18 protein-coding genes are annotated in these 16,795 nt (G+C 61.1%); 6 read left to right on the top strand and 12 right to left on the bottom strand.

Annotated features, from left to right (window positions below):
- The first annotated feature begins 29 nt into the window (after positions 1–29).
- Entirely contained in the window at positions 30–602 is a 573-nt protein-coding gene (locus tag BFQ03_RS17025) for a xanthine phosphoribosyltransferase (protein ID WP_029289761.1), read from the top strand.
- Between the two features lie 130 nt (positions 603–732).
- Here BFQ03_RS17025 and BFQ03_RS17030 read toward each other — a convergent pair whose 3' ends face one another.
- From BFQ03_RS17030 to dadA, 6 genes are all read right to left on the bottom strand, one after another.
- The gene (locus BFQ03_RS17030) at positions 733–2,655 is read right to left on the bottom strand and encodes an acetyl-CoA hydrolase/transferase C-terminal domain-containing protein (RefSeq protein ID WP_065943609.1); all 1,923 of its coding nucleotides are present in this window, start codon (positions 2,653–2,655) and stop codon (positions 733–735) included.
- Positions 2,656–2,788: 133 nt separating this feature from the next.
- Entirely contained in the window at positions 2,789–3,202 is a 414-nt protein-coding gene (locus BFQ03_RS17035) for a c-type cytochrome (protein WP_032856832.1), read from the bottom strand.
- A gap of 181 nt (positions 3,203–3,383) precedes the next feature.
- Positions 3,384–3,932 carry a cupin domain-containing protein gene (locus BFQ03_RS17040; RefSeq protein ID WP_032856831.1) on the bottom strand — a complete coding sequence of 183 codons (549 nt, stop codon included), beginning with the start codon at positions 3,930–3,932 and terminating at the stop codon, positions 3,384–3,386.
- A gap of 116 nt (positions 3,933–4,048) precedes the next feature.
- Positions 4,049–5,122, bottom strand: a complete 1,074-nt coding sequence (gene alr / locus BFQ03_RS17045; protein WP_065943610.1) for an alanine racemase — start codon at positions 5,120–5,122, stop codon at positions 4,049–4,051.
- A gap of 77 nt (positions 5,123–5,199) precedes the next feature.
- The gene (locus tag BFQ03_RS17050) at positions 5,200–5,553 is read right to left on the bottom strand and encodes a RidA family protein (protein ID WP_032856829.1); all 354 of its coding nucleotides are present in this window, start codon (positions 5,551–5,553) and stop codon (positions 5,200–5,202) included.
- The gene (gene dadA, locus BFQ03_RS17055) at positions 5,525–6,826 is read right to left on the bottom strand and encodes a D-amino acid dehydrogenase (RefSeq protein WP_032856828.1); all 1,302 of its coding nucleotides are present in this window, start codon (positions 6,824–6,826) and stop codon (positions 5,525–5,527) included. Before dadA ends, BFQ03_RS17050 begins: the two co-directional genes overlap by 29 nt.
- 156 nt (positions 6,827–6,982) lie before the next feature.
- On the opposite strand from dadA, the gene BFQ03_RS17060 reads away from it, so the two are divergent.
- Positions 6,983–7,471 (top strand): Lrp/AsnC ligand binding domain-containing protein, encoded by a 489-nt coding sequence (locus BFQ03_RS17060; RefSeq protein WP_003206849.1) that lies wholly within the window; start codon positions 6,983–6,985, stop codon positions 7,469–7,471.
- Positions 7,472–7,597: 126 nt separating this feature from the next.
- On the opposite strand, the gene BFQ03_RS17065 is transcribed toward BFQ03_RS17060, so the two are convergent.
- Entirely contained in the window at positions 7,598–7,951 is a 354-nt protein-coding gene (locus BFQ03_RS17065) for a YkgJ family cysteine cluster protein (RefSeq protein WP_029289779.1), read from the bottom strand.
- A gap of 115 nt (positions 7,952–8,066) precedes the next feature.
- Between BFQ03_RS17065 and BFQ03_RS17070 the strand changes: the two genes are divergently transcribed.
- On the top strand, positions 8,067–9,359 hold the full coding sequence (locus BFQ03_RS17070; protein ID WP_032856827.1) for an NAD(P)/FAD-dependent oxidoreductase: 1,293 nt from the start codon (positions 8,067–8,069) through the stop codon (positions 9,357–9,359).
- Position 9,360: 1 nt separating this feature from the next.
- Here the strand turns inward: BFQ03_RS17070 and BFQ03_RS17075 are convergent, their stop codons facing one another.
- Positions 9,361–9,594, bottom strand: a complete 234-nt coding sequence (locus BFQ03_RS17075; RefSeq protein ID WP_032856826.1) for a DUF1127 domain-containing protein — start codon at positions 9,592–9,594, stop codon at positions 9,361–9,363.
- A gap of 166 nt (positions 9,595–9,760) precedes the next feature.
- Between BFQ03_RS17075 and BFQ03_RS17080 the strand changes: the two genes are divergently transcribed.
- Together BFQ03_RS17080 and BFQ03_RS17085 are read left to right on the top strand one after the other, a co-directional pair.
- Positions 9,761–11,194 (top strand): aminotransferase-like domain-containing protein, encoded by a 1,434-nt coding sequence (locus BFQ03_RS17080; protein WP_032856825.1) that lies wholly within the window; start codon positions 9,761–9,763, stop codon positions 11,192–11,194.
- 62 nt (positions 11,195–11,256) lie between these two features.
- Complete coding sequence (locus BFQ03_RS17085; protein ID WP_032856824.1) at positions 11,257–12,825, top strand: phospholipase D family protein; 1,569 nt, start codon at positions 11,257–11,259, stop codon at positions 12,823–12,825.
- Positions 12,826–12,847: 22 nt separating this feature from the next.
- On the opposite strand, the gene BFQ03_RS17090 is transcribed toward BFQ03_RS17085, so the two are convergent.
- Together BFQ03_RS17090 and BFQ03_RS17095 are read right to left on the bottom strand one after the other, a co-directional pair.
- Positions 12,848–13,990, bottom strand: a complete 1,143-nt coding sequence (locus tag BFQ03_RS17090; protein ID WP_032856823.1) for an MFS transporter — start codon at positions 13,988–13,990, stop codon at positions 12,848–12,850.
- Positions 13,991–14,153: 163 nt separating this feature from the next.
- Positions 14,154–15,647, bottom strand: coding sequence for an aldehyde dehydrogenase (locus BFQ03_RS17095; RefSeq protein ID WP_032856822.1), 1,494 nt, complete (start codon positions 15,645–15,647; stop codon positions 14,154–14,156).
- A gap of 228 nt (positions 15,648–15,875) precedes the next feature.
- Here BFQ03_RS17095 and BFQ03_RS17100 point away from each other — a divergent pair, with 228 nt between their 5' ends.
- Positions 15,876–16,238: a cupin domain-containing protein gene (locus tag BFQ03_RS17100; protein WP_032856821.1), complete on the top strand. Its 363-nt coding sequence runs from the start codon at positions 15,876–15,878 to the stop codon at positions 16,236–16,238.
- A gap of 80 nt (positions 16,239–16,318) precedes the next feature.
- Here the strand turns inward: BFQ03_RS17100 and rpmG are convergent, their stop codons facing one another.
- A complete protein-coding gene (gene rpmG / locus BFQ03_RS17105) occupies positions 16,319–16,474 on the bottom strand; it encodes a 50S ribosomal protein L33 (protein WP_003176906.1) in 156 nt (51 codons plus the stop codon).
- Positions 16,475–16,485: 11 nt separating this feature from the next.
- Positions 16,486–16,719, bottom strand: a complete 234-nt coding sequence (rpmB, locus tag BFQ03_RS17110; RefSeq protein WP_007920377.1) for a 50S ribosomal protein L28 — start codon at positions 16,717–16,719, stop codon at positions 16,486–16,488.
- Between the last annotated feature and the right edge of the window lie 76 nt (positions 16,720–16,795).

Here is a 16,795-nt window from a genome sequence, read left to right on the forward strand (position 1 = left end):
CGCCCCTTGCGCCACCAGAGGAAGCTTTTGTGGAAGCACTGCACAAGAAAATTCGCGAAGAAGGCATCGTGCTTTCCGACCAGGTACTCAAAGTCGACGCCTTTCTGAACCATCAGATCGACCCGGCGCTGATGAAGCTGATCGGCGACGAATTCGCCGCGCTGTTCAAGGACTCGGGGATCACCAAGATCGTTACCATCGAAGCCTCGGGCATCGCGCCGGCGATCATGACCGGCCTTAACCTCGGCGTGCCGGTGATTTTCGCCCGTAAGCAACAGTCCCTGACCCTGACGGAAAACCTGCTGTCGGCGACGGTGTATTCCTTCACCAAGAAAGTCGAAAGCACCGTGGCGATCTCCCCGCGCCACCTGACCAGCAGCGATCGCGTGCTGGTAATCGATGACTTCCTGGCCAACGGCAAGGCGTCCCAGGCGCTGATTTCGATCATCAAACAGGCCGGCGCCACCGTGGCGGGCCTGGGGATTGTGATCGAGAAGTCGTTCCAGGGTGGCCGTGCGGAGCTGGATGCCCAGGGCTACCGTGTTGAATCGCTGGCGCGGGTGAAGTCCCTGGCCGGTGGGGTCGTGACCTTCATCGACTGAAGGTGAGCGAGCACAGTTAAAAATGTGGGAGCGGGCTTGCTCGCGATAGCGGTGGATCAGCCACTCATGAACTGGCTGACAGACCGCATTCGCGAGCAAGCCCGCTCCCACATTGGGTTTGTGGTGGCCGTTAGTGTGTGGTGGCCTTGAGGCCTGCGAGCAGCAAGCGCTGATACAGGTCCTCTTTAAACCCCTGCGGCTTATCCAGGCGCATCCGCACCAGATGCCCGGGAAACGCCGCAGGCTCCGGCGCATCCAGCGCCGCCTTGCCCAACTCCAGAATCTCCGTCAGCTTGAACTTGCTCTTGAGCCAATTCAGCGCCCGCAACAAATCCCGCTCTTCATCACTGAAGTCACTGCCCAGCGGATACTCCGGAAACAGCCTTGAATGGCGCGCCTGCACCGCCTGCAACCGCTCGGGCGTATTGTCGGCAAAGCGTGGATCGAGCGCAAAATCCTTGGGCAACTTGCCGGCTTTTTGCGCCTGTTCGATCAAGTCGGCCTGGAACCGTGAGTCGGTGACATTGAGCAGCGCCTCGATCACCTTGGCGTCGGTCTGGCCGCGCAAGTCAGCGATGCCGTATTCCGTGATCACGATATCGCGCAGGTGTCGTGGAATCGTGCAATGGCCGTACTCCCAGACAATATTGGAGCTGACCTCGCCGGCCGATTCGCGCCAGCTGCGCAGGATCAGGATCGAGCGCGCGCCTTCCAGTGCATGACCCTGGGCGACAAAGTTGTATTGCCCGCCCACACCGCTGAGCACGCGGCCGTCTTCCAATTGGTCGGCAACGCCTGCACCCAGCAACGTCACCATGATCGCGCTGTTGATAAACCGCGCATCCACGCGCTGCAAACGCTTGAGTTCTTCCTGCCCGTACAGCTCGTTGATATAGCTGATGCGGGTCATGTTGAATGCCTGGCGCTTGGCGTGAGTCATTTCCTGCAAGCGCTGGTAAAAACTACGCGGCCCCAGGAAGAAACCGCCATGGATCGACACGCCGTCGGGCTGTGCTGCATCGTCCAGCAGGCCCGCGTTGGCCTGCGTCTGTGTCGCCACATCGGCGTAGACCTTGCGCCGCACAATCCCGGCATCGGCCAGCACCAGCAGGCCGTTGACGAACATCTCGCTGCAACCGTAGAGGCCCCGGGCAAACGGCTCGACCCCGCCCTCACGGCTGATCAGCGGCGCCCATTGGTACACATCCAGGTCAGTGAGCAACTGCCGGTAGCCTTCGTTATCGGCCTGGCGCGCCAGCAGCGCAGCGGTCAGGGCGTCACCCATCGAACCAATGCCGATCTGCAAGGTACCGCCATCGCGCACCAGGGTGCTGGCGTGCAAACCGATGAAATGGTCCTGGAACCCCACCGGCATGTTCGGTGTGGAGAACAGTGTGGTGTGGTCTTTCTCGTCGATCAGGAAGTCGAACTGGTCCATGCCCAACTCGGCGTCGCCCGGCATGTAGGGCAAGTCCTCATGCACCTGGCCGACCACCAGGATGGTCTCCCCGGCCGCGCGGCGCTTGGCGATCATCGGCAACAGGTCGAGGGTGATATCAGGGTTGCAGCTCAGGCTCAGGCGATCCGGGTGCTCACTGCTGCTGGCCACCAACTGTGCAACCAGGTTCAGGCCGGCAGCGTTGATATCGCGGGCGGCATGGCTGTAGTTGCTGCTGACGTAATCCTGCTGGGCCTGGGCGCTGTGCAACAGGCTACCGGGCTGCATGAAGAACTGCTGCACGTGGATATTGGCCGGCAGGCTGTCCTTGCGCAGGGCGGCGAGGAAGTCCAGTTCAGGATAGTCGCCAAACACCCGCTCGATAAACGGTTCGAGAAAGCGCTTGTGCAAACCATCGCCCAACGGCGGGCGGCCCAGGCTCAGGGCGGTGTAGATCGTCAGCTCGCGCTCGGGCAGCTTGGCGATGCGCCGGTACAACGCGTTGGCAAACAGGTTCGGCTTGCCCAGGCCCAGCGGCATCCCCATGTGAATATGCGCAGGCAAGCGTGCCAGTACGTCGTCGACCGCTTGCTCGATTGAACACAACTGCACCATCCGACCCTCCTGAACATTCCATGAATTGGGGTTGGACCGAGCTTGCCGGGTCTTTGCTGCAATGAACAGCCTTGGCAACCAAATTGCGGGCACAAAAAAGCCGCTGGTCAGCGGCTTTTTGGCGAAGATCGGTTTATTTCAAACCAGACATCTTCTCGATCGCACCTTTGAGGTCAGCATCCGAGCAATCGGCGCACGTCCCTTTAGGCGGCATGGCATTGATGCCGGTGATGGCCTTGGCCAGGATGCCGTCAAGGCCGCCCTGGTGGTCGGCGCGCTCTTTCCAGGCTGCGGTGTCACCGATTTTCGGTGCGCCCAACAGGCCTGTGCTGTGGCAAGCGTTGCAGTGTTTGGCAATGATCTCGTCCGGCGTTTTCGCGCCGCCGCCGCCCGCTGTCACAGCGACTTCCATGCCCTTGCATTCTTCACCCTGAATACAGACCTTCCCGACGGGTTCAAGGCGCTTGGCAATATCATCATTGGTCGCAGCTTGAGCGCTGGCAGCCCAAAGGGCCAGTACGGTTGCTGGTACAGCCAGCATTTTCATAATTAGGTTCACGCGTTCACCCTCATGGTGGCTATTCACGCCTGCGGCCACGGTTTCGCAGGCGGCGAAAGTATAACGGTTAGGCCGCCTCACTGAAACAACCCTATTATCCAAGGGGAGATTCAGCAGGGCGAAATGCAACTACGGGCACCTCTGCAAGGTAGGCAGGGCGCCTCTTCTGTTAAAAGTTCGCGGGTGTGGCTGCGCTGATTAGTCGCGCCGGCACATCGAACGGATTGCGAAAACGGTGCGGCTTGGTGCTTTCAAAGTAGTAGCTATCGCCGGCTTCGAGCACAAAAATTTCGGCGCCTACCACCAATTCCAGACGACCCTCCAGCAGGATCCCGGTTTCCTCGCCATCATGGGTCAGCATTTCCTCGCCGGTATCAGCGCCTGGCGGGTAGATTTCGTTGAGAAACGCAATCGCCCGGCTGGGATGTGCCCGGCCCACCAGTTTCATGGTGACCGCGCCATCGGAGATGTCGATCAGCTCATTGGCTTTATAGACGATCTGCGTCGGTTTTTCCTGGAGGATCTCTTCGGAAAAGAACTCGACCATGGACATGGGGATGCCGCCCAGCACCTTGCGCAAGGAGCTGATGGAGGGGCTGACACTGTTTTTCTCGATCATCGAAATGGTGCTGTTGGTGACGCCCGCACGCTTGGCGAGTTCACGCTGGGAAAGACCTTTCAGTTTACGGATGGATTGCAGTCGTTCGCCGACGTCCAATGCAGGAGCCTCCTAGGATTCAGGCTTTGTTGTAATTGAGCGTTATCATGGCGACAGCGTTCAGTATTTACAACACTTTGGTCTGAATCCCGGTGGGCTTCATCTGTAGCCGGCGGCTAAGTGCCGGAATAGAGCCGTGGCACGCGGCGCAGGTTGCAGAAAATCTGATAGGGGATGGTCTCGGCGGCGGTCGCCACATCGCTGGCGAGGATGTTTTTGCCCCACAACTCGACGGTTGAACCCAGACCCGCCTGGGGTACATCGGTCAGGTCGATGCACAGCATGTCCATCGACACCCGCCCCAACAACTGGCTGCGCTGGCCGGCGACCAGTACCGGCGTGCCGGTCGGCGCATGCCGTGGATAACCATCGGCATAACCCATGGCAACCACACCGATACGCATCGGCTTGGGCGTCACGAATCGCGCGCCGTAACCCACTGGCTCGCCCGCCGGTAATTCGCGCACGCAGATGACTTTCGACTCCAGGGTCATCACCGGCTGCAAACGCGCGGCAACCGCCTGGTCTTCGCCGAAGGGCGTCGCACCGTAAAGCATGATGCCGGGCCGTACCCAGTCGCTGGAAACGCTCGGCCAGCCCATCACCGACGGCGAGTTGCGCAGGCTGACCTGGGCCGCCAAGCCCTGGCGCGCGGCCTCGAAGACCGCGACCTGTTCATCGCTGCTCGCGCAGTCCAGTTCATCGGCACGGGCGAAGTGGCTCATCAACACGATCTTGGCCACTTTGCCACTGGCCAGCAGGCGCTGGTAAGCGTCGTGATAATCCTTGGGATGCAACCCGACCCGGTGCATGCCCGAATCCAGCTTCAACCACACCGTCAGCGGCTTGCTCAGGCGCGCCTGTTCAATCGCTTCCAGCTGCCACAACGAATGCACCACGCACCAGAAGTCATGCTCGATGATCAGCGGCAGTTCGTCGGCCTCGAAGAACCCTTCGAGCAACAACACCGGCCCACCAACTCCGGCAGCGCGCAGTTCCAGCGCCTCCTCGATACAGGCCACGGCAAAACCGTCGGCCTGGTCTTCCAGGGCCTGGGCCACGCGCACGGCGCCATGGCCGTAGGCGTCGGCCTTGATCACGGCAAGGGCCTTGGCCCCGGTCAGTTCGCGGGCCAATTGGTAGTTGTGGCGCAGGGCTTGTAGGTCGATCAGGGCACGGGCAGGACGCATGGCGGCAGGCTTCTAGGCGGCGGTAGGAAGAAAAAACCGGTACCGACCGACAGCGCCGGCACCGGAAGAGGGATCGTTTAAGGCAGAGCGGCCACGACAGACAGCTCGACCAGGATTTCTGGCTCACACAGTTTCGACTCGACCGTGGCACGGGCGGGTGCGACGCCTTTTGGCAGCCACTTGTCCCATACCGCGTTCATGCCGGCAAAGTCGGCGTCGATGTCTTTGAGGTAGATCGTCACCGACAGCAACTTGGTTTTGTCGGTACCGGCCAGATCCAGCAAACGCTCGATATTGGCCAGGGTTTCACGGGTCTGCTGTTCAATCCCGGCACTCATGTCGTCGCCGACCTGCCCTGCCAGATACACGGTACCGCTGTGGACAACGATCTGGCTCATGCGCTCATTGGTGAGCTGGCGCTGGATTGACATGTTTTGTGGACTCCTGAGGGCTGCCATAACGGGAAATATCAAGGCCTGCGGCACTGATCTGCGGGGTTTTCTTGGCCATCAGGTCCGCCAGCAAGCGACCAGAGCCACAGGCCATGGTCCAGCCGAGGGTGCCGTGGCCGGTATTCAAGAACAGATTCTTGAAAGGGGTGGCGCCGACAATTGGCGTACCGTCCGGGGTGGTCGGGCGCAGGCCGGTCCAGAACGTCGCTTCACTCAAATCACCGCCCTGAGGATAAAGGTCGTTGACGATCATCTCCAGGGTTTCGCGCCGGCGTGGGTTCAGCGACAGGTCAAAACCGGCTATTTCAGCCATGCCACCGACCCGGATGCGGTTGTCGAAGCGAGTGATCGCGACCTTGTAGGTTTCGTCGAGAATGGTCGAGGTCGGAGCCATCGCCGGGTTGGTGATCGGCACGGTCAGGGAGTAACCCTTGAGCGGGTACACCGGCGCCTTGATCCCCAGCGGCTTGAGCAACTGTGGCGAGTAACTGCCCAGGGCCAGCACGTAGCGGTCAGCGGTTTCCAGCTTGCCGTCGATCCACACACCGTTGATACGATCACCGGCGTGGTCCAGGCGCTGAATGTCTTGCTCGAAACGGAACTCAACGCCCAACTGCTTGCACATATCGGCCAGGCGCGTGGTGAACATCTGGCAGTCGCCGGTCTGGTCATTGGGCAGGCGCAAGGCACCGGCCAGGATATCCGTGACGCTGGCCAGGGCCGGCTCGACGCGGGCGATACCGGCACGGTCGAGCAGCTCGAACGGTACGCCGGACTCTTTGAGCACGGCAATATCCTTGGCCGCACCATCCAGTTGTGCCTGGGTGCGGAACAATTGGGTAGTACCCAGGCTACGGCCTTCGTAGGCAATGCCGGTTTCAGCGCGCAGTTCATCGAGGCAGTCGCGGCTGTACTCGGACAGACGCACCATGCGCTCCTTGTTCACCGCATAGCGATTGGCGGTGCAGTTGCGCAGCATCTGCGCCATCCACAAGTACTGGTCGATATTGGCCGTGGCCTTGATCGCCAGTGGCGCATGGCGCTGCAGCAACCACTTGATAGCCTTGAGCGGTACGCCCGGCGCGGCCCATGGCGACGCATAGCCGGGCGAGACCTGGCCGGCGTTGGCGAAGCTGGTCTCCATTGCAACGGCCGGCTGACGGTCGACCACGACCACCTCAAAACCGGCACGCGCCAAATAGTAGGCACTGGCCACACCAATGACACCGCTACCCAAGACCAAAACGCGCATTTTTATATCCTCATCACGGCTTGACCGCTGACGTTTGTTGTTCAGCACAAAGATGTGGGCAGTATAAAAAGCAATGACCAGTGCATTTCACTATATAAGTGCCTATATTTGGCGACAATTCTCGGCAAAAACCCTTTTCACGGAGGAGCATCCCCTATGCGGACCAATACCCAGACCAAGCGGGAGCTGGACAAGATCGACCGCAACATCCTGCGCATCCTGCAAGCGGACGGGCGGATTTCGTTTACCGAGCTGGGGGAAAAGGTAGGGCTGTCGACCACGCCCTGCACCGAACGGGTCCGGCGCCTGGAGCGCGAGGGCATCATCATGGGCTACAACGCCCGCCTCAATCCGCAGCACTTGAAGGGTAGCCTGCTGGTGTTTGTCGAGATCAGCCTCGACTACAAATCCGGCGATACCTTCGAAGAGTTCCGACGTGCTGTGCTGAAACTGCCCCATGTGCTGGAGTGCCACCTGGTTTCAGGGGATTTCGACTACCTGGTGAAGGCGCGGATTTCCGAGATGGCTTCGTACCGCAAACTGCTGGGCGACATCCTGCTCAAGCTGCCCCATGTGCGCGAATCCAAGAGCTATATCGTGATGGAAGAGGTGAAGGAAAGCCTGAACCTGCCGATCCCGGATTGAGAGTACGCCGCATATTCCTGTGGGAGCGGGCTTGCTCGCGAATGCGGTGTATCAGTCAACATATCCATGACTGACCCACCGCATTCGCGAGCAAGCCCGCTCCCACATTTTGACCACGTACATCGGCTAGACCAGCACCTGCCGGGTGGTCGCCATGTACTCGTGGATCTGCTTCTCCACCCGCGGGTGAATCAGCTCCACCGGCCCACGGTTGTTGGGGCATGGCAAGCTGGGCGTAGTACCAAACAACCTACAGATCAATGGGCGCTCGTCGTACACCGTGCAACCGTTGGGCCCCAGGTGTACACAGTTCAGCTCATCCATGGCCGCTTCCTGCTCGGCTGCGGTCTTGCGCGGCAGGCGCGACATTTCCTCGGTGGATGTAGTCACCGGCCCACAGCAATCATGGCAACCCGGCACACACTCAAACGAGGGAATCTGCCGGCGCAGCGCGTTGACTTTCTGGCTGTTGCAACTCATCGAAACCCATACCGAACGGCGAATAGGTGTGGATTTTGCCCTAAAACCCCTGGGTGAGACAGCTTCACCCGACCGCTGTATCCTGCGTCAAATTTTCCAGACACGGATGCTTCCCATGATCGCCAGCGCCCGGCACACCGCTTCCTACTACGCCGCCAGCAGCCTGCCGCAACCCGATTACCCGGCCTTGGCGGGCGAAGTCGTCGCCGATGTGTGCGTGGTGGGCGGCGGGTTCTCTGGGTTGAATACGGCCCTGGAGTTGGCTGAACGCGGGTTTAGCGTGGTGCTGCTGGAGGCGCGCAAGATCGGCTGGGGCGCCAGCGGGCGCAATGGCGGACAGTTGATTCGTGGCGTCGGCCATGGCCTCGATCAGTTTGCCAATGTGGTCGGCACCGAAGGCGTGCGGCAGATGAAGTTGATGGGCCTGGAAGCCGTGGAAATCGTGCGCCAGCGGGTCGAGCGCTTCCAGATTGATTGCGACCTGACCTGGGGTTACTGCGACCTCGCCAACAAGCCCCGCGACCTGCAAGGCTTGGCCGCCGATGCCGAAGAGTTGCACGACCTGGGTTATCGCCATGAACTGCGCCTGCTGCAAGCCGGGGAAATGCGCAGCGTGATCGGGTCCGACCGTTACGTGGGCGGCATGATCGACATGGGCTCCGGCCACCTGCACCCGCTGAACCTGGCCCTCGGTGAAGCCGCCGTCGCCCAGCAGTTGGGCGCACGGCTGTTTGAACAGTCCCAGGTGCTGCGCATCGACTACGGCCCTGAAGTCAAAGTCCACACCGCCCAGGGTTGCGTGCGCGCCAAGACCCTGGTGCTGGGCTGCAATGCCTATCTCAATGGCCTCAACCCCCACCTGAGCGGCAAGGTGCTGCCCGCCGGCAGCTACATCATCGCCACCGAACCCTTAAGCCCGGCCCAGGCCGCCGAACTGCTGCCGCAAAACATGGCCGTGTGTGATCAGCGGGTCACAGTGGATTACTTCCGGCTGTCGGCCGACCGGCGCCTGCTGTTTGGCGGTGCCTGCCATTATTCCGGGCGTGATCCCCAGGACATTGGCGCGTATATGCGGCCGAAGATGCTCAAGGTTTTCCCGCAATTGGCCGAGGTGAAGATCGACTACCAATGGGGCGGCATGATCGGCATCGGTGCCAACCGCCTACCGCAGATTGGCCGGCTGGCCGACCACCCCAATGTGTACTTTGCCCAGGCCTATGCCGGCCACGGTCTGAACGCCACCCACCTGGCGGGCAAGCTGCTGGCCGAAGCCATCAGCGGCCAGCACCGTGGGCGCTTCGATCTGTTTGCCCAGGTGCCCCACATCACCTTCCCCGGCGGCAAGCATTTGCGCTCACCGCTATTGGCCCTGGGCATGCTCTGGCACCGCATGAAAGAACTGCTCTGACTCACCCGCGCCAGAACGGCTTCAAGCCTTCCTGGCGCGCCTGTTCGGCAGTCAGGCCGATATCACGCAATTGCTCCCGGCTCAGGCCCAGCAAGGCCTTGCGCGTATGGCGACGGCGCCAGAACAGTTCCCAGCGGCTCGGATTGCCAGGCGCCAGCCCGGTCATCCCACGTTCCTGCCCTGCTTCCAGTTCCTGACTGTGTAGCGCCAGCCGCACATCGCTCAAGCCACTCATTGTCCTGCCCCTCATTTGCCTGTTGCCATGAGTGACTAGAATGAATGGCGCGACAAAACCATTACAGATTCAACAAACCTTTATTAAATCCATACAGATACTGCCAAACGCAGGCTGAATCCTGTATTTTCCCTTCATCTGTACTGGTCCCCCGGGAGCGACCGCCATGACCCTCTACGTCAATCTCGCCGAATTGCTGGGTACCCGCATCGAACAGGGCTTCTATCGCCCCGGCGATCGCCTGCCCTCGGTACGTGCCCTGAGCGTGGAACATGGGGTCAGCCTGAGCACCGTGCAGCAGGCTTATCGGCTGCTGGAAGACAACGGCCTGGCCACGCCCAAGCCAAAATCCGGCTACTTCGTGCCCGTCGGGCGCGAGCTGCCGGCGCTGCCCGCCGTGGGTCGGCCGGCCCAGCGTCCGGTGGAAATTTCCCAGTGGGACCAGGTACTGGAGCTGGTCCGCGCGGTGCCGCGCAAAGACGTCATACAGTTGGGCCGCGGCATGCCGGATGTACTGTCACCGACCATCAAGCCCTTGCTGCGCAGCCTCGCCCGGGTCAGCCGGCGCCAGGACCTGCCGGGCCTGTACTACGACAACATCTACGGCTGTATGGAATTGCGTGAGCAAATAGCCCGTCTGTCATTGGATTCCGGCTGCCAGCTCGACGCCCAGGACATCGTGATCACCACCGGCTGCCACGAGGCGTTGTCCTCCAGCATCCGTGCGATTTGCGAGCCCGGCGATATCGTCGCCGTGGACTCGCCGAGCTTCCACGGCGCCATGCAAACCCTCAAGGGCCTGGGCATGAAAGCCCTGGAAATCCCCACCGACCCGCTGACCGGTATCAGCCTCGAAGCCCTGGAACTGGCCCTGGAGCAATGGCCGATCAAGGTTATCCAGCTGACCCCCAACTGCAACAACCCCCTGGGCTACATCATGCCCGAGGCGCGCAAGCGGGCATTGCTGACCCTGGCCCAGCGCTTTGACGTGGCGATTATCGAAGACGATGTGTATGGCGAACTGGCCTACAGCTACCCACGACCGCGCACCATCAAATCCTTCGACGAAGATGGCCGTGTCCTACTCTGCAGCTCATTCTCCAAGACCCTGGCCCCCGGCCTGCGGATCGGCTGGGTGGCACCTGGCCGTTATCTGGAACGGGTGCTGCACATGAAGTACATCAGCACCGGTTCGACCGCCACCCAACCACAGATCGCCATTGCCGAATTCCTCAAGAACGGGCACTTCGAACCCCATTTGCGGCGGATGCGTACCCAATACCAACGCAATCGCGACCTGATGCTCGATTGGGTCAGCCGTTATTTCCCCGCCGGCACCCGGGCCAGCCGGCCCCAGGGCAGCTTTATGCTGTGGGTGGAACTGCCCGACGGGTTCGATACCCTCAAGCTCAACCGGGCCTTGGTCGAACAAGGGGTGCAGATTGCGGTAGGCAGCATCTTTTCCGCCTCGGGCAAATACCGGAACTGCCTGCGGATGAACTACGCTGCCAAGCCAACACCCCAGGTTGAAGAGGCGGTGCGCAAGGTCGGGGCAACAGCGATCAAGATGCTGGCCGAAGCCGAGCCACGGGTGGACTGACCTTTTGCCATCAATCACCGTCATATACCCACCACCGCCCTGATTCGGAACCTGTCTCCTTGATGAGCCAAAGGCTGTTAGCGTTTTTCCTGCTCGGGTTCCTGGGCCTGGGCGGTTGCGCCACCCTGGACGTACCCCGCGTGCCCAGCGAGGCGCTGCCGGCGACGCAGTCCGCCTTCGGCCGCTCGATCCAGGCCCAGGCCGCGCCCTACAAGGGCCGCTCCGGGTTTCGCCTGCTGCCCAACAGCAGCGAAGCGTTCATGGCCCGCGCCGAACTGATCCGCAATGCCCAGACCAGCCTCGACTTGCAGTACTACATCGTCCATGACGGCATCAGCACGCGCATGCTGGTAGACGAGTTGCTCACGGCGGCCGACCGTGGCGTGCGGGTGCGCATCCTGCTGGACGACACCACCAGCGACGGCCTGGACCAAATCATCGCCACCCTGGCCGCGCACCCGCAGATCCAGATTCGCCTGTTCAACCCATTGCACCTGGGCCGCAGCACCGGGGCGACGCGCGCCATGGGCCGGTTGTTCAACCTGTCGCTGCAACACCGGCGCATGCACAACAAGCTGTGGCTGGCGGATAACAGCGTGGCGATTGTCGGCGGGCGCAACCTGGGAGATGAGTATTTCGATGCCGAGCCCAACCTGAACTTCACCGACATCGACATGCTCAGCGTGGGGCCGGTGGCCGAACAGCTGGGCCACAGCTTTGATCAGTACTGGAACAGTGCGCTGAGCAAGCCTATCGCCGACTTTATCTCCAGCGCCCCGTCCTCCCGCGACCTGGCCACGGCGCGCGGGCTGCTGGAGACGTCCCTGGCCGAGTCGCGCCAGCAAAACCATGCCCTGTATAACCGCCTGCGGACCTACAAGACCCAACCACGCATGGAGATCTGGCGCCGGGAACTGATCTGGGCCTGGAACCAGGCGCTGTGGGACGCGCCGAGCAAGGTCCTGGCCAAGGCCGATCCTGATCCACGCTTGCTGCTCACCACTCAACTGGCGCCCGAGCTGGAAGGTGTGCGCCACGAACTGATGATGATCTCGGCCTACTTCGTCCCTGGCCAACCGGGCCTGGTGTACCTGACCAGTCGCGCGGACGCGGGGGTTGCGGTGAGCCTTTTGACCAACTCCCTGGAAGCCACCGACGTACCGGCGGTACACGGCGGCTACGCCCCCTATCGCAAGGCGCTGCTGGAACACGGGGTGAAACTCTACGAGCTGCGCCGCCAACCTGGAGACGGCGGCGGTGGCAGTGGCCCGCACCTGCTGGGCAGCCGTTCGCTGTATGGCTCGGACTCCAGCCTACACAGCAAGGCAATGATCTTTGATCGACAAAAATCGTTTATCGGCTCGTTCAATTCCGACCCGCGGTCGGTGCTGTGGAACACCGAAGTCGGGGTATTGGTGGACAGCCCGGAGCTGGCCGAGCATGTGCGCAAGCTGGCCCTGCAAGGGATGGCACCGGCCTTGAGTTATGAGGCCAAGCTGCAGGGTGGCCAAGTGGTCTGGGTGACGGAAGATAACGGCCAACTGCACACCCTGACCCGCGAACCAGGCAGTTGGTGGCGCCGGTTCAATGCCTGGTTCGCCACCACGGTGGGCTTGGAACGCATGCTCTGAATCCCTGTAGGAGCAGGCTTGCCTAGGCTGGTTGCTCGGCGCCAAACGCTCCTTGGCGCAGCAACAAAATCACCAGCCCCAACGCCCCCGCCGCCATCAACAGCGGCAACGCATGCCCGCTGATCCACTGGCTACCGGCGCCCGCCACCAGCGGCCCGATCAGGCAGCCAATGCCCCACAACTGCGCAATATGGGCATTGGCCCGCACCAGCGCATCGTCACGGTAGCGCTCGCCGATCAGAATCAACGACAAGGTGAACAAGCCGCCGGCGCTGGCACCAAACAGTACCCAGATCGGCCAGATCAGCCAGGTATCGAGCAACGGCGCAATCGCCAGGCTCGACACCAGCAACAGCACCGCACACCCCAGGAACAGGGTGCGCCTGGGCAGGTAATCGGCCAACGCACCAATCGGCAATTGCAGCAGCGCATCGCCTACAACCACGGTGCTGACCATCGCCAGTGCCACCTCGGCAGTGAAACCCTGCTGCAGGCAATACACCGGCAGCAGTGTCAGAATCATCGCCTCGAACGCGGCAAACAACGCCACCGCCCAGGCAATCGCCGGCAAGCCCCGGCAAAATCCCCATAAATCGCCAAAGGTCACGCTGAAGGCCTCCGCCGTCGGTGCCCCGCTACGCCCCAGCAGCAGGAATGGCGCAACGATCAACAGAGCGACGCCAACCCAAAAGCCATAGTCATGATCGGTACCCAGCACGCCGAGCAACAACGGCCCCGACAGCTGGCTCAAGGCGTAGGTACAGCCATACAGCGCCACCAGCCGGCCACGCCACTGTTCCACCACCAGTTGGTTGATCCAGCTTTCGCCGAGGATAAACACAATGGTCAGGATCACCCCGATCATCAACCGCAGCACCAGCCACACCGGGTAGCTGGGCAATACCGCCAGCAAACCGATGGAAATCGCCCCGGCCCACAGGCACAGGCGCATCAGGTTTGCCGTGCCCAGCCAGGAAGCCAGGCGACTGGACACCTTGGCGCCCAGCAACACGCCGAACGCCGGCATGGCCGCCATGATGCCGATGGCAAAGTTGCCATAGCCCCAGCTTTCCAGGCGCAGGGACACCAGCGGCATGCTGACGCCCAGGGCAAGGCCGACGCTGAGCACCGAAGCCAGGACGGCGAAGTAAGTCGCCCAACGCATTGCCACGCTCCTGTGGATAACTCATTTATGGACGGTAAAACGAACTGTAGGAGCGAGCTTGCTCGCGAAGAACTCAAGGACACCGCGTTCAACCAGACAGAACGCGTTATCGTTGACGTTTTTCGCGAGCAAGCTCGCTCCTACAAGGGATCAGCTAGGTTGCTTACAGCTTGATCCAGGTCGCCTTCAGTTCGGTGTATTTATCGAACGCGTGCAGCGACTTGTCGCGACCGTTACCCGACTGCTTGAACCCGCCAAACGGCGCGGTCATGTCACCGCCATCGTACTGGTTGATCCACACGCTGCCGGCACGCAGGGCCTTGGCGGTCAGGTGTGCCTTGGAGATATCCGAGGTCCATACCGCAGCGGCCAGGCCATAAGGCGTGTCGTTGGCGATGGCTACGGCTTCTTCAGCGCTGTCGAAGGTAATCACCGACAGGACCGGGCCAAAGATCTCTTCCTGGGCAATCTTCATGGCGTTGGTCACGCCGTCGAAAATCGTCGGCTCGACGTAGGTACCGCCGGTCTCCTGCAGGGTACGCTTGCCACCGGCCACCAGTTTGGCGCCATCGGCGTGCCCGGCTTCGATGTACGACAGCACGGTGTTCATCTGCTGGGTATCCACCAGCGCACCGACGTTAGTGGCCGGGTCCAGCGGGTTGCCCGGCTTCCAGCCCTTGAGGGCCTCGATCACCATCGGCAGGAATTTGTCCTTGATCGAACGCTCCACCAGAAGGCGCGAGCCGGCGGTGCAAACTTCGCCCTGGTTGAAGGCGATGGCGCCAGCGGCGGATTCGGCAGCGGCTTGCAGGTCCGGAGCATCGGCAAACACGATGTTCGGGCTCTTGCCGCCAGCTTCCAGCCAGACGCGCTTCATGTTCGACTCGCCGGAGTAGATCATCAGTTGCTTGGCGATCTTGGTGGAACCGGTGAACACCAAGGTGTCCACGTCCATATGCAGCGCCAGGGCCTTGCCCACGGTGTGGCCGTAGCCCGGCAGCACGTTGAGCACGCCTTTGGGGATACCGGCTTCAACGGCCAGGGCAGCGATGCGGATGGCGGTCAGCGGCGATTTTTCCGACGGTTTGAGGACGACCGAGTTACCGGTGGAAAGCGCCGGTCCCAGTTTCCAGCAGGCCATCATCAGCGGGAAGTTCCACGGCACGATGGCCGCCACCACGCCGACGGGCTCGCGGGTCACCAGGCCCAGTTGGTCATGGGGAGTGGCAGCGACCTCGTCGTAAATCTTGTCGATGGCCTCGCCGCTCCAGCTCAGGGCTTGCGCTGCGCCTGGAATGTCGATGCCCAGGGAATCACCGATTGGCTTGCCCATGTCCAAGGTTTCAAGCAGGGCCAGCTCTTCGGCATTGGCCTTGAGCAGCGCGGCGAAACGGATCATGGTGGCTTTGCGCTTGGCCGGGGCCAGGCGTGACCAGGCGCCGGAGTTGAAGGTGGCACGGGCGTTTTCCACGGCGCGCTGGGCGTCGGCGACGTCACAGCTGGCAACCGTGGTCAGCAGGCGGCCATCGACCGGGCTGAGGCATTCGAACGTGTCGCCGGAAACGGCGGCGGTGTATTCGCCATTGATGTACGCGCGGCCTTCAATCTTCAGGTCCTTGGCGCGTTGTTCCCAGTCGGCACGGGTCAGGGTGGTCATGCGAGTGTCCTCCTCTTATTAAATATAAGGGCCCGGCGTAATCACCAGTTCCCTTCCAAATGCTTGCCCGGCCAGCCAGCTATTCGGTCCGAGGCACCCGCCACCCTAAACCAGCCGCCGGGGATGTTTCAATATATTTGACATAACGGCCGCAAACGCCCTTGCGATGTTCATTTTAATAAACATAGACTTTGGCTCTCCAACCCCAGGCCTAGACGGGATACGTGCATGAACATTCAGGATATCGTCGATTTCAGCCAGGCGAACACCGCCGCCGAACGCTACCGCCCCGCCGCAGAAAAAATCCTCAAGGGCGATCCCGAGCAAACGGTCTACAACCACTACAACAGCCCGTGCGGCCAGATGAACGCCGGGGTCTGGGAAGGTGAAGCCGGGCAATGGAAGGTCAACTACACCGAACACGAGTATTGCGAGATCGTGCAGGGGGTTTCGGTGCTGCGCGATGCCGACGGCAACGCCAAGACCTTGCGCGCCGGCGATCGCTTCGTCATCCCGGCCGGCTTCAGTGGCACCTGGGAAGTGCTGGAGTCATGCCGCAAGATCTACGTGATATTCGAAGAAAAGGCCTGATCGGTCGCGCGCGACTTTTTCCAAGGCAAAAAAAACCCGCATCGTGAGATACGGGTTTTTTTCACAAGAAAGAAAACCAATTACTTGATTTTGCCTTCTTTGTAGATCACGTGCTTGCGAACGCGCGGGTCGAACATTTTCTTTTCGAGCTTGTCCGGGGTAGTACGCTTGTTCTTGTCGGTAGTGTAGAAGTGACCAGTACCGGCGCTAGAGATCATTCGAATCAATTCACGCATGATATAGCTCCTTAGATTTTGCCGTCGCGGCGCAGTTCAGCGAGCACGACAGTGATGCCACGCTTGTCGATGATGCGCATGCCTTTGGCAGATACGCGCAGACGGACAAAACGTTTCTCTTCTTCAACCCAGAAGCGGTGATGCTGCAGGTTTGGCAGGAAACGACGACGGGTTTTGTTGTTTGCGTGGGAAATGTTATTCCCAGTCACCGGACCCTTACCGGTAACTTGACAGACTCTCGACATGCCTCAGCCCTCTAAAACCACATGCCCAACCCGGCATGGGTTGGCCGCTTAATCTCTCAGTCATTTGGCGCCAGGC

The organism is Pseudomonas sp. 25 R 14, from assembly GCF_900004755.1.
Taxonomy (GTDB): Bacteria; Pseudomonadota; Gammaproteobacteria; order Pseudomonadales; family Pseudomonadaceae; genus Aquipseudomonas; species Aquipseudomonas brenneri.